This window comes from Pedobacter sp. SAFR-022, from assembly GCF_051965375.1.
In the GTDB taxonomy this organism is placed as follows: domain Bacteria; phylum Bacteroidota; class Bacteroidia; order Sphingobacteriales; family Sphingobacteriaceae; genus Pedobacter.
In genome coordinates this window covers 471774-484021 of sequence record NZ_JBQCME010000002.1, presented here as the reverse complement: position 1 = coordinate 484021, position 12248 = coordinate 471774, and the positions used below count along the sequence as shown (strand labels likewise).

Below are 12248 nucleotides of genomic sequence, written 5' to 3'. Positions count from 1 at the left end.
CAGGGAAATATCATAATTTCTTCAAAAACGCTAAATGTTTTTTAAAGGCGGGCACTAGCCCGCTTTTGTTCTAAATGAGCATTTGCTGAAGTATTGGCCTTGATACGTGTTTGTGACGTACCTGGAACGTAGTTGCTACGTAGTTCGTACGTATGGATACGTAGTAAGTACCTATTAAGCTCCTGGTAAACTCGTAAAGATCTCCGTCCTACATATGGCCGCTATACGGGCTCTGCTTTCTGGCTCGTCAACTTAGTATTTCTGGAATAACAGTTTTAGAATTTTAGAAGTGATAATGTTCCTCAACATGATATTGGGGTAAAGCGACTTGCATTGAAACTAAAAAAGCCTCCAAAATTATACATTTTGAAGGCTTTTGGTTTTCTTGGTGATCCCGCTGGGATTCGAACCCAGGACCACTACATTAAAAGTGTAATGCTCTACCAGCTGAGCTACGGAATCATCTCTTTTTTTGTTTCTGAAGAGGCTGCAAAGGTAGAATTATTTATTTAACATGCTAAATAAATTTTAAAATAATTTATTCTGCCAGTTTCACGGCGGGTGCCCATTCAACGGATTTACAATTCGGGCACTTGGTACGCATGGTGGAAATCAAGGTTTTAGCCAATGTTCCGCAGTGGCAACATACAAAGTCATCGGTCTTATCTAATTTTCTTTTAGCAAAGTCGGGATCGATATCCGGCAGGACACTCAGCCCAATACCCGGTTCTTTCTCTTTCACGAGACTAAACATACCGTTTGCTTCTATATACAGGCGGTCTACCATACCCAGGTGAAAAATGCCCAGGCTTCTCAGTTGCGAGAATATTCTTTCCTTGCTAATGCGGGTGTGCTCCATCGTAGCCAGGTTTAACACACCATCCTGAACGAGCACATCCAGATCATCCTGGGTTAGGGATTCGAAGTTCTCGCTTCTGGAGGTTCTTCTGGAAACAAGGTTTGTAAAAAGAATAATCACTATCGTTATGACTACCGGAGGGAGAATACCTCGATCCGGATTCATCAGCGGGATGCCGACAGCGGCTGCCAGCGATACCACTGCAGCCATTTCGTTACGGCTGATCTGAGCGGACATGCGTTTGCCCATCAGACGCATGGAAACGATCAGGAGTGCATAGATGAGAAAAGCCCGGAAGATCAATTCAATAAAAAAGAAGGCAGGTATTTCTCCGATGAGTATTCTGTTAAAATCGCTTAAACTTAATTCTTCTGGTTTCATAGGTTTATATTATGGCTTCCTCCCAATTTTCACATCCACAATTGTTGCAGTGGCCGTTTCGTTCCTTTTCATTTTCTGCAGTGCGTCCACACATCCGGCAGACAAAAAAATGCTCATCAGACTTCTGCTGACCGTCGAGTATTTGACCATCCCTGGAAGGATAAATAGAAAGGCCAGGTTTTGGCGCATCGTATTTAAAAACACTGAAGATGCCGCAGCCCTCAATGTAAACCCGTTCTACTTCTCCCAGATTATAAATATTTTGAGCTCTCAGTACGCCATACAATTGCTGTCTGGAGATGTTTGCAGCATCGAGTTGCTCAACATCCAATACGCCATCTTTCAAAAGTATAGCCTCTTTCCCCTGGATTAGATTCTCCATTTTGCTGTTCCTGATGCCTAATAATGTAAATCCACGCTGAAATGCCCATGCACATAGCAGCACAAAAATTCCCTGAACAATTCCCTTATCTGGAACCTGCATCGGAACACATATGATCGCCCCGAGGGTTACCATAACCGCAAGTTCCGAGATGGTGAGCTGCCCGCCCATCCGCTTTCCCATGAGCCGGAGTACCATGAGTAACACCAGGTACATGATCACTGTTCTAATCAAAACTTCCAGCAGGAAACTTGTCGGCGCCGAGCCTATTAATATTCGATGCCAGTCATCCCAAAGTATGTCTTCCTTTTTCATTCCTAAACATTTTACTCCACCTAAGCAAAATTTATTCCATGCGTCAGGAAATTTACTTTCCCAACAGGTTCAGGTAGTTTTACTAAAAGGCTGGTTATTAATAGCTAACTAAATAGGTATATGCCATTCAAACAATTTTCTGTTAACCGTGGTTTTATAGGCAAAACTTGAAAGCCAATAGTTAAACCAAGCCTTTGTTTGCCGGTTGAGACGAGCTGAGTTGATTTCAAATATTTACATCTTAACTAAATTTTTATGAAACAGTCCCTAGAAATGCCGACTAAAAATTTGATTTGCTTCTCTCACCTAAGGTGGGACTTCGTATTTCAAAGACCACAACATTTACTTACCAGGTTTTCGGCTCATGCCCATGTTTATTATATGGAAGAACCTATTTTTGACGTCAAGGATGATGCCTATTTACACCTTTCTACCAGGGGGCAGGGCTTGACGGTTGTTGTTCCTCATCTTAAAGCAGGCATGAGTGCATGTGAAGTACATAACACGCTGATCGCCTTATTAGATAAATTCTTCCAGAATTCCGACCTTCAGGATTGGACTTTTTGGTACTATACACCAATGGCGCTGTCCTTCTCAGATAAGTATAAACCTAAGTTCATTGTGTACGACTGTATGGATGAATTATCTGCATTTAAATTTGCACCTGAGGAGCTGATCACACTCGAGCGCAGACTACTTGCAAAAGCTGACCTTGTATTTACTGGAGGACACTCCTTATATGAATCCAAGAAACAACAGCATTCTAATATTCATCCATTTCCGAGCAGTATTGATAAGGCGCATTTTGCACAGGCTCGGTCAGTTGAAAAGCAACCTGCGGATCAGCAGCACATTGTTGGAAAGAAACTTGGCTTTTATGGTGTAATTGACGAGCGTTTTGATATTGAGCTGATTGGTAATATGGCAACCTTAAGACCAGACTGGCAGTTTGTGTTGATTGGTCCGGTGGTAAAAATTGATGAAGCTATTTTACCGAGAAATAAAAACATTCACTACCTGGGTCAGAAGTCCTACAATGAACTGCCTGGTTACCTAGCTGGCTGGGATATCGCATTGATTCCGTTTCAGTTAAATGAGTCGACCAGATTTATTAGTCCAACAAAAACTCCCGAATACCTTGCTGCAGGTAAACCTGTGATTTCAACGCCGATCCGCGATGTTGTAAAGCCTTATGGTATTAAAAAGCTTGTACATATTGCGTCTTCTTGTGATGAGTTCATCGAGGCTATTGAATCTGAGTTCAGCAAGCAGGATACCTCGGAGTGGTTAGCTGAAGTTGATGAATTTTTGAACGACATCAGCTGGGATCAAACTTTCGAAACCATGGTTAGACATATGAATGCGACCTTAAACAGCAATAAGAAAATTTCTATCGCGAGTTAAGGATGTAAGAACAGGCTACCTGTATAACTTACTACGTACAAAGAATCTGAATTATCTTATTTATAAAGCATGGAAATTTGGGGAGGCATTGAATGTACCATCAACCGGGTAGGGGATCAATATTTTGATCAGTTAACCTACCAGGGGCATTATACCCGGAAAGAAGATCTGAAGATGCTCTCGGATCTTGGAATAAAAAAGATACGATATCCCATTCTTTGGGAAAAACATCTTCCTGAGCGAAACGGTGTGATCGATTGGTCTTTTACAGCAGGTCAGGTGGAATATCTAACCGCGAATAACATTGATGTCATCGCCGGTCTGGTGCATCACGGTAGTGGGCCAGCTTACGTCAATATGCTCGACGAAACATTTTCAACCGGTTTGCCTGCATACGCCGAGCAGGTTGCCATGCAGTTTCCCTGGATTAAATATTATACTCCAGTAAATGAACCTTTAACTACAGCCCGTTTTTGCGGGCTTTATGGTTTATGGTATCCACACAAAAATGATGACGCGAGCTTTCTGCGTATCTTATACAACGAATGTAAAGCGACAGCCCTGGCCATGCAGGCCATCAGGCGGATTAATCCAGAAGCCATGTTGGTGCATACTGAAGATATTGGTAAAACTCATGCTACCAAACTTCTTCAATACCAGGCAGATTTCGAAAATAAAAGAAGGTGGATAGGGCTGGATTTATTATGTGGAATGGTTGATGAAAATCATGATCTCTACGAATACCTGATAAAACACGGCATCACGCCTGATGAACTTAGATACTTCACTGAAAATCCATGTCCGCCGGACATTTTGGGTTTCAATCACTACATCACCTCTGAGCGATTTCTAGATGAACGCCTGGATTTATACCCGCCCCATACGCACGGGCGCAATGGCAAACATGCCTATGCTGATGTTGAAGCCGTCCGGAGTTCAGATGCGGTCCTTGCCGGTCCTAAAGCACTACTGAATGATGCATGGCAGCGATATGGGATGCCTTTGGCCATAACGGAAGCACATCTGCACTGCGGGCGTGAGGACCAACTAAGGTGGCTAAACTATATTATTCAGGCTGCTGAGGACTTGGAGGCTGAGGGTGTTGATATCAGGGGTGTGACCGTCTGGTCGCTATTCGGTGCCTATGGTTGGGACCGCCTATTGACAACTTCAGCGCGTAATTACGAGTCTGGTGCTTTCGACGTTCGGACCGGAGAGGCACGTCTTACCCAGATTGCAAAGATGGTTGCCGATCTGGCAAAAGGTAAAGGTTACATCCATCCTGTGCTTGAGCAACATGGCTGGTGGCAGCGTAACGATCGAATTTTATATCCACGATCTGGAGCAGCAAATATCATTGTTAACCCTGGTCCCAATCCGTTGTTGATCATAGGGTCTGATTCTACCTTAGGGATGGCCCTGGTTGACATCTGCAACCACCGAAATATCAACTTTGTTGGGCTTTCCAGCAAACAGTTAAACTTGTCATCGATTCAGGAGATTGAAGCGGCTATAAACAAGTATAGACCTTGGGCGGTTGTAAATGCGGCAGATTTTTATCAGGTAGAAGATGCAGAACTTGATCGTGAAAATTGCTTTTTAACCAACACGGTAATTCCTGCCAATCTTGCTATATGTTGTAAGAAGTCCGGTGTTCAATTGCTAACTTTTTCTTCCGATCAGGTTTTCGATGGACGTAAAAATAGTGAATACACGGAGTCGGATAGCGTTAATCCACTTAATCTCCTAGGTTTAAGCAAGGCCAGGGCAGAAGAGCAGGTGCTACGGGCTTATCCGGAGGCCTTGGTTGTTAGAAGCAGTGAAATTTTCTCCAACCTGGCAGATGATAGTGCTATGAGTAGGATGCTTGTAGCATTAAGCAGACGGGAAAGTATCGACGTAGCAGATGACGTATTTATTTCACCTACATTGGTTAGTGATTTGATACATAGTAGTTTAGATTTGCTAATTGATGGAGAGGCTCAGATCTGGCATGTTGCCAATCAGGGTACCATCAGTTGGGCGGATCTGGCCGGGGAAGTTGCGTCCAGAGCAGGGTATAGCTCCACACTTCTGGTTCGGAAACCGTATGCGGAGTTAAATTTCAACGCAGCCAGACCGAGTTATAGTGGTTTGACCAGCGATAGAGGCGTCTTTTTACCGAGGCTCGAAAATGCCCTAGATCGATATTTCAGCGTAATCAGCTAATCAACAATAAAATATGTAAATAATTTAAACCTAAATCTTGAAATCATGTTCATACCTATAATTGTCGGAATAATCTTCCTGGTGGGAATATTCATTGCCTATAATGCTTATAAAAGCAAAAAGTAACCATTGAAAACTATAATCATTAAATTATGAGTTCATCCAATCAAACACATGATCACAATACCATCAAAAAATGGGTTGAAGAAAGAAAAGGTGTTCCGGCCCGTGTTAAAGGAACAGGTAAAAATGGAGATGAAGGTGTACTAAGGATACATTTTCCAGAACATAGCGACAGTACCAATTTGGAGGAGATTGAGTGGGACGATTTCTTTAAAGACTTCGATAGTGATAAACTTGACTTTCTCTATCAAGATAAAAAGGCAGATGGAGAGACAAGTACTTTCCATAAGTTTGTCGCCCGTGAGAAATAAAAAGAGCCTCCTTTTGGAGGCTCTTTTTATTCAAGCAAGACAGTGTATCGGTCAATCCTCCTTTTTTTCCACGGGCTTCTGCTGTTTATACATACTCGCCGCAGCCATGCTGTCGGGCTGCATATTTGCCATACCCACCTGAACCTTATTCATAAATCCTGATATGATTTTGGCATCGCCGGACATTAGCGCGTCAAAGCCATCTTTTGCGACCTTCTCAGGATCAGCATGTGGCATATCCTGCACCATTCGGGATTCATTCATCTCTGCTTTGTTGAAGAAATCAGTTTCGGTTGCTCCCGGTAGAAGCGCGGTAACCGTAATGCCTTTATCTTTCAGTTCGTACTGAATGCTGGCAGACCAGGTATTGATGAAAGCCTTGGTTCCATGATAAACCGATTGCAGCGGTCCGGGTGCTTCTCCAGCTATTGAACCGACATTAAGTATCTTTCCTGAACCGCTCGCGAGCATGTCCTGCAAGAAACAAGAGGTGAGTGCCACATAGCCCCCTATATTGAGCTGTATCATGTCCAACTCACGATTAATATCCATGTCCTTGAATTCGCCATATGCCCCTTGTGCAGCATTATTTACCAGGACCTCCACATTCAAACCGAGGTTTTTTACTTCATCATACACCTCAAATGGACTTTCTCTTTTAAATAAATCTTTTGAGATGGTGTGTACTCTCACCTGGTGGTTTTGTGTTAACTCCTGCGCGACCTGCTGAAGTTCGGACAGGTCTCTGGATACCAGTATAAGGTTATACTGATCGGCAGCTAAAAGCTCGGCCAGCGCTCTTCCAATGCCGCTGGTACCGCCCGTTACCAACGCGTATTTTTCTTTGTTTTCCATAATTTTCTATTTAGTAGGTAGATTGATTTAGAAATAAACAAATGAGCATTATCCCTGTTTGAAGAATTAACAATTGCATTCAGCGGTACAAAAATGTAGTTTTACACCCTTTATTTTATCAAAACGTTGTATTCTAAAGAACAAGCTTCCAACCTCAAACAGGCATTCTGGACCGCATTTGGCCAGTACATGGCCCTTCAACCAACTGCTGATGGGACGAAGGTAAACTGGGTGAATTACAAAACAGGGATTAAACATCTCTACTTCAGGATGAATGCAGACCAACATACTGCTAAAATTGCGATTGAGATTGCACATCCAGACCCTGGTATCCAGGAGCTGGTGTTCGAGCAATTTAAAGCGTACCAAAACATTCTCGTTGGCAGCTTAGGTGAAGAATGGGACTGGTCGCTCCATAGCAAGGACGCCTATGGAAAGACGATCAGCAGCATCAGCAAGGAAATTGATCAGGTGAACATTTTTAAACAGGAAGACTGGCCAAAGTTAATCACGTTTTTCAAACCAAGAATTATGGCGCTTGATGAATTTTGGTCTGACGCGAAATATGGTTTTGATCTGTTTTCGTGACATTTAAGTGCCTTAATAAACAAAAACGCCAGCACTAAGGACTGGCGTTTTTGTTTTGAACAGATCGACAAGATTACTTGATCTCGATCTGACGAACAATTTGTTTGGCTTCGTCTTTCTTCGCAACATGGATATTTAGCATACCATTGTTGTAGTGCGCTTCTATTTGAGCATCGTCGGCTGTATCTGGAAGCGCAAATGAGCGAACAAATGAACTGTAGCTAAACTCACGTTTATTGTACTGTTTATTCTGCTCGCTGTGCTCGGACTTTTGTTCAACCGATACGGTTAACAAATTCCTGTCGAGCTTAATGTTGAAGTCTTCTTTTTGTAGCCCTGGAGCGGCCATCTCAATCATATAATGATCTTGTGTTTCGCAGATGTTAACTGCAGGAACCCTTGAGACCATTCGATCTGAGAGGAACGAATCATTGAACACGGACTCAAAGATGTCGTTGAAACCAGTGTTTAAGCTTTTACTGTTGTTTCCGTTGTTAAATTTAATAAGTGACATAATAAATCCTCCTTTTTAGAAAAAATGCTAAATCAATTTATTAAAAGAACTTTTAGAATTTTCTAAGTGCCATACAAGTGCTGTGCCATCCAAAAAATCGACCTTTTCAGCTGTAAAAAATGCATTTTTACTGAAAAATTTTCTTTCATAACTGAAATCCTGACAGATGTTGTCCGGCTCATAAAGTTCAATCGTGGTTACGAGCAAGCCCTACGTTTGAGACCGTTCTTATGCGAAAGAACGATCTTAGCATTGGCCGATCTTTTCATATAAATTCGATTAAATAAAACCGCTTTGCGAATGCACTTGTTTTGATGTGAAAATCTCAAGACGTGAAGCGATATCCGAATCAAAATTTGGCATCCCTAAATGCCGCCGCAGCAGCTTACCATCTTTTCAACGATGGTTTTACGTTCATTATGAATCGTCGGCGATTGATGAATACCGATGTTTTTACGATTGATGTTCCCGGTTTAAAGGTGATTTGTATTGGGGGCGAAGAAGCTGCCGGTATCTTTTATGATCCTGATAAATTCGTTAGAAAAGGTGCCATTCCGATTCCTATCCAGAAAACCTTAACCGGCTTAGATGCGATTCATACGACGGATGCACAGCAGCATAGTCATCGGAAAGCCTTGTTCATGTCTTTTATGACCGAAGATCAGGTTGCCAGGTTGCAGCGACTGATCAGGCATGAACTGGATGTTGCTTCAAACTCCTGGATTAATCGCGATCGCATTGTGCTATTCGAAGAGTCTGGTATCATACTTTGCGAGGCGATTTGTGCATGGGCCGGGGTTCCGCTTGCCCTGAATGATTCGCCCTTGCGGGCAAAACAGTTTATCTCAATGGTAGATGCCTTCGGAACCATGGGCGCGCGTCACTTCAAAGGGGTGAAGGCGAGGAAACAAGTTGAAAGCTGGATTACAGAACTTATTGAAAAGGTTAGGAGCGGGCAGGTACATGTTGATCCAAACAGTCCTTTATACCATTGTGCACACTATAGAGACCTCGATGGGATGGAGCTCAGTGCAAAGCTGGCGGCTATAGAGCTTATCAATTTACTGCGCCCAACCGTAGCCATTGCCTGGTACATTACCTTTGCGGCTACAGCGTTGTTTACTAATGATAGCTATAAAGCACAGTTCATCTCCGGGGCTGAAGCCTATCAGGAGAATTTCATCAACGAAGTGAGGAGGTTCTTTCCATTTGCACCATTTATGGGGGCAAAGGTGCGGGAATCTTTTGTCTGGAACGGGGTAGAATTCTCCAAAGGTAATCTTGTCCTTTTGGATATGTATGGCACAAACCACGACGACCGCCTATGGGACAATCCTTTCGCTTTTATTCCGGAACGATTTGGCGGCCGACAGCTAAAACCCTACGACTTTCTCGCTCAAGGAGGAGGTTATCCGGAAACTGGTCACAGATGTCCTGGAGAACTGATCACGATTGAGACACTCAAAACGGTTTTGCAGTTCCTCGCATCGGAAATTGAGTTTTCGATTCCAAAACAAGATATGTCTTATCCTTTCTCTAGAATGCCGACTCGCCCACGTGACGGATTTATTATGGAAAAAATCAAACGAACACAGCAATAGCCATGACCGACGTTAAAATATTCAGCGAAACGATATTAGCCGAAAAGAAATATCCACTAAAGGAGATCAGCTTTGAGAAGCCTGGCCATGGCGGAAAGCCGGTTAAGCAACTCCATGAGATTTATTACAGGCCAGATGCAGTGGCGGTGCTACTTGTTGATTATCAGGAAAAAACCATCCTGCTGACCAATCAATTCAGAGTAGCCTCCTTCATCAATGGAAATCCCTCGGGAAATTTGATCGAGGCATGTGCAGGCTTAATCGATGAAGGCGAATCACCGGAACAGGCTGCTCAGCGGGAGGCTTTGGAAGAAACGGGCTACGGTATTGCAAACCTGAGAAAGGTCGGTGCTGTTTATCCTTCGGCAGGCGGCGTAACAGAATTCCTTCATCTGTTCATTGCGGAGTACGACAGTAAGGGTGCGCATGAAAAAGGCGGTGGACTAGAAGAAGAGGGCGAGTACATCGAAATTGTCGAACTGACCTTTGAGGAAGCTAAATCCAGAATGCTCGGGGGCAAGTTCAATGATGCAAAAACTTTGTTGTTGGTTCAAAGCTTCTTTCTAAATCTGCAGGTTTAGCGTACCTGGTCCATCAATTTTGCTCCAGCATCGAAATGATCAGTTCATTGCCCTGCCCACGCGCATAATCCACAGGCTGTTTGCCAAAGCGATCACGCATCGTTTTGTCGGCTTTATGGTCAAGAAGTAGCGGCACAAGATCTGCATGGCCGAAGGTAGAAGCGAAAAACAAAGCACTTGCACCATTACTATTGACCAGATTTGCTGAAGCACCGTTTGCCAGCAGTAAGGCCGCAAGGGGCTTATAGCCCTTGAAGCATGCACCCATCAGCGCTGAGTTTCCAGCCTGATCCTGAAGATTCACATCAGCCTTTGCATCGATAAGAAGCTTGGCAACCGCATCACTATTGTTGTATACCGCTAGTATCAAGAGCGTATGGCCACTTTGGTTTAGGGAGTCAATCTTCTTGCCTGCCTTTATGTATGATTTCACTGCAGCACTGTCGTTTGCACGCACAGCGTTGAAGATGTCGACTGTTTGTGCTTTTAGTCCTGTGTTAAACAGGAGGATTAGGATTGATAAGTTAATAGTTTTCATTGGTATATAAATTAGGGCGCCATTAGGCGCCCTGGAGTTTTATTTTTGTGTGTTAGCGATTACTTGTTCAAGTTCTGCTCTGGAAAGATTAAGTTCTTTTGCTAAGCGCATTCCATAGTCGCGATCTGCCTGGTAGAAATAGAAAATCATCTTTGCGACAGTGGTCTGATTATTTACCTGCTTCAGTGCGCCTGAAAGGTTAGCAATCAAATTATCCTGATCTTTTTTTGAAAAAGAGCGGTATAGTTCACCAGCTTGTTTGAAGTCGTTTGGCTTTGAAATTTTTGCCTGGGCTGTTTCAACATTTTTAAACCTGGAAACTGAATACTTGAACTTGGTATCATCTTTTACTTCAGGTCTGTTTTCGGAAGGTTGATAATTAATGTCGCCAAAACTTTGTTTCTTAGAGGACATCACACCATTTTGATTGTAGTTATTAGATTCTACTTTCGGTGCATTTACCGGTAACTGCTGAAAGTTGCCTCCGATACGGTAACGTTGGGTATCAAAGTAAGAGAACAATCTTCCTTGCAGTAGCTTATCTTCTGAGGGCTCAATACCAGGAACAAGGGTGCCGGGAGAAAATGCACTCTGTTCCACTTCCTGGAAGTAGTTATCTACATTCTTATTTAAGGTCATTGTACCAACAAGATGTAATTTCGCTACGGACTCAGGCCAAACCTTTGTAACGTCGAGTGGATTGAAGTCCAATGCATCGAATTCTTCCGCTTTAAGTAGCTGTACATACAGGTCCCATTTTGGAAAATTTCCAGCCTTGATGTTATTGAAAAGGTCCATCGTTGCATGTTCCGTCATTGTTGCCTGGATCTTGTCTGCTTCTGCTTGTTCCAGGTTGCGCTCACCTTGTTTAGACTTCCAGGTGTACTTAACATACGTCACTTCCCCTTTTTCGTTAACCCATTTGAATGCATGTACACCAGAGCCGTTCATTTCCCTGAAATTGGCTGGAATGCCGTAGTCGGAATAAAGCCAGGTGAGCATGTGTGTCGCTTCGGGCACCTTTGCAAAGAAGTCAAATACCCGGCGTGGGTGGGAGGCTTCATTGGTTAATGGTGATGGTTTGAAGGCATGTACCATGTCAGGGAACTTTATCGCATCCCGGATAAAGAATACTGGCAAGTTGTTGCCTACAAGGTCGTAATTACCATCTTCTGTATAAAACTTCACAGCGAAGCCACGTGGATCGCGGTAAGTTTCAGGAGATCCTGCCTGATGAACAACGGTAGAAAACCGGACGAACAAAGGTGTCTTTTTGCCTTTGGCGGAAAACATCTTGGCTTTTGTCACTTCCGAAAAGTCTGCAGCAGCAACAAACTCGCCGTATGCGCCTGCACCACGTGCATGGACTACGCGTTCAGGAATACGCTCACGATCAAAGGCGGCAAGTTTTTCAATTAAATGGATATCCTCCAGCAAAACCTGACCATTGTTACCAATGGTTTTAGAATTTTGATTGTCTCCAATCAGGGCGCCTGTGTTCGTTCGCATGGTCTGCGCAAAGAGCGTTTGCCCGCCAATTGCCAGCAATGCGAATAGTGTAATTTGTTTCATCATGTGTTTTGTGATT

Annotated in this window: 12 protein-coding genes and 1 tRNA gene; 6 read left to right on the top strand and 7 right to left on the bottom strand. The window is 43.3% G+C overall.

Features of this window, described 5'->3' with window-relative positions:
- Positions 1 to 386 precede the first annotated feature (386 nt).
- From ACTHQF_RS07990 to ACTHQF_RS07980, 3 genes are all read right to left on the bottom strand, one after another.
- A tRNA-Lys gene (locus ACTHQF_RS07990) sits at positions 387 to 462 on the bottom strand.
- A 76-nt stretch (positions 463 to 538) separates the two neighbouring features.
- A complete protein-coding gene (locus tag ACTHQF_RS07985) occupies positions 539 to 1240 on the bottom strand; it encodes a DUF421 domain-containing protein (RefSeq protein WP_440429531.1) in 702 nt (233 codons plus the stop codon).
- 4 nt (positions 1241 to 1244) lie between these two features.
- Entirely contained in the window at positions 1245 to 1937 is a 693-nt protein-coding gene (locus ACTHQF_RS07980) for a DUF421 domain-containing protein (RefSeq protein ID WP_440429529.1), read from the bottom strand.
- 255 nt (positions 1938 to 2192) lie between these two features.
- On the opposite strand from ACTHQF_RS07980, the gene ACTHQF_RS07975 reads away from it, so the two are divergent.
- From ACTHQF_RS07975 to ACTHQF_RS07965, 3 genes are all read left to right on the top strand, one after another.
- Positions 2193 to 3341 carry a glycosyltransferase family 1 protein gene (locus ACTHQF_RS07975; protein ID WP_440429528.1) on the top strand — a complete coding sequence of 383 codons (1149 nt, stop codon included), beginning with the start codon at positions 2193 to 2195 and terminating at the stop codon, positions 3339 to 3341.
- A gap of 69 nt (positions 3342 to 3410) precedes the next feature.
- On the top strand, positions 3411 to 5549 hold the full coding sequence (locus tag ACTHQF_RS07970; RefSeq protein WP_440429527.1) for a family 1 glycosylhydrolase: 2139 nt from the start codon (positions 3411 to 3413) through the stop codon (positions 5547 to 5549).
- Positions 5550 to 5701: 152 nt separating this feature from the next.
- Positions 5702 to 5983 carry a hypothetical protein gene (locus tag ACTHQF_RS07965; protein WP_440429526.1) on the top strand — a complete coding sequence of 94 codons (282 nt, stop codon included), beginning with the start codon at positions 5702 to 5704 and terminating at the stop codon, positions 5981 to 5983.
- Between the two features lie 51 nt (positions 5984 to 6034).
- Here ACTHQF_RS07965 and ACTHQF_RS07960 read toward each other — a convergent pair whose 3' ends face one another.
- Entirely contained in the window at positions 6035 to 6838 is an 804-nt protein-coding gene (locus tag ACTHQF_RS07960) for an SDR family NAD(P)-dependent oxidoreductase (RefSeq protein WP_440429525.1), read from the bottom strand.
- Between the two features lie 126 nt (positions 6839 to 6964).
- Between ACTHQF_RS07960 and ACTHQF_RS07955 the strand changes: the two genes are divergently transcribed.
- Entirely contained in the window at positions 6965 to 7426 is a 462-nt protein-coding gene (locus ACTHQF_RS07955; RefSeq protein ID WP_440429524.1) for a DUF4268 domain-containing protein, read from the top strand.
- 73 nt (positions 7427 to 7499) lie between these two features.
- On the opposite strand, the gene ACTHQF_RS07950 is transcribed toward ACTHQF_RS07955, so the two are convergent.
- Positions 7500 to 7940 (bottom strand): Hsp20/alpha crystallin family protein, encoded by a 441-nt coding sequence (locus ACTHQF_RS07950; RefSeq protein WP_440429523.1) that lies wholly within the window; start codon positions 7938 to 7940, stop codon positions 7500 to 7502.
- Positions 7941 to 8272: 332 nt separating this feature from the next.
- Between ACTHQF_RS07950 and ACTHQF_RS07945 the strand changes: the two genes are divergently transcribed.
- Both ACTHQF_RS07945 and ACTHQF_RS07940 read left to right on the top strand, forming a co-directional pair.
- Positions 8273 to 9541, top strand: coding sequence for a cytochrome P450 (locus tag ACTHQF_RS07945; RefSeq protein ID WP_440429522.1), 1269 nt, complete (start codon positions 8273 to 8275; stop codon positions 9539 to 9541).
- A 2-nt stretch (positions 9542 to 9543) separates the two neighbouring features.
- A complete protein-coding gene (locus tag ACTHQF_RS07940; protein WP_440429521.1) occupies positions 9544 to 10122 on the top strand; it encodes an NUDIX domain-containing protein in 579 nt (192 codons plus the stop codon).
- Positions 10123 to 10135: 13 nt separating this feature from the next.
- On the opposite strand, the gene ACTHQF_RS07935 is transcribed toward ACTHQF_RS07940, so the two are convergent.
- Together ACTHQF_RS07935 and ACTHQF_RS07930 are read right to left on the bottom strand one after the other, a co-directional pair.
- Positions 10136 to 10660, bottom strand: coding sequence for an ankyrin repeat domain-containing protein (locus ACTHQF_RS07935; protein ID WP_440429520.1), 525 nt, complete (start codon positions 10658 to 10660; stop codon positions 10136 to 10138).
- A 39-nt stretch (positions 10661 to 10699) separates the two neighbouring features.
- Positions 10700 to 12235, bottom strand: coding sequence for a catalase (locus tag ACTHQF_RS07930; RefSeq protein WP_440429519.1), 1536 nt, complete (start codon positions 12233 to 12235; stop codon positions 10700 to 10702).
- Positions 12236 to 12248: the final 13 nt, after the last annotated feature.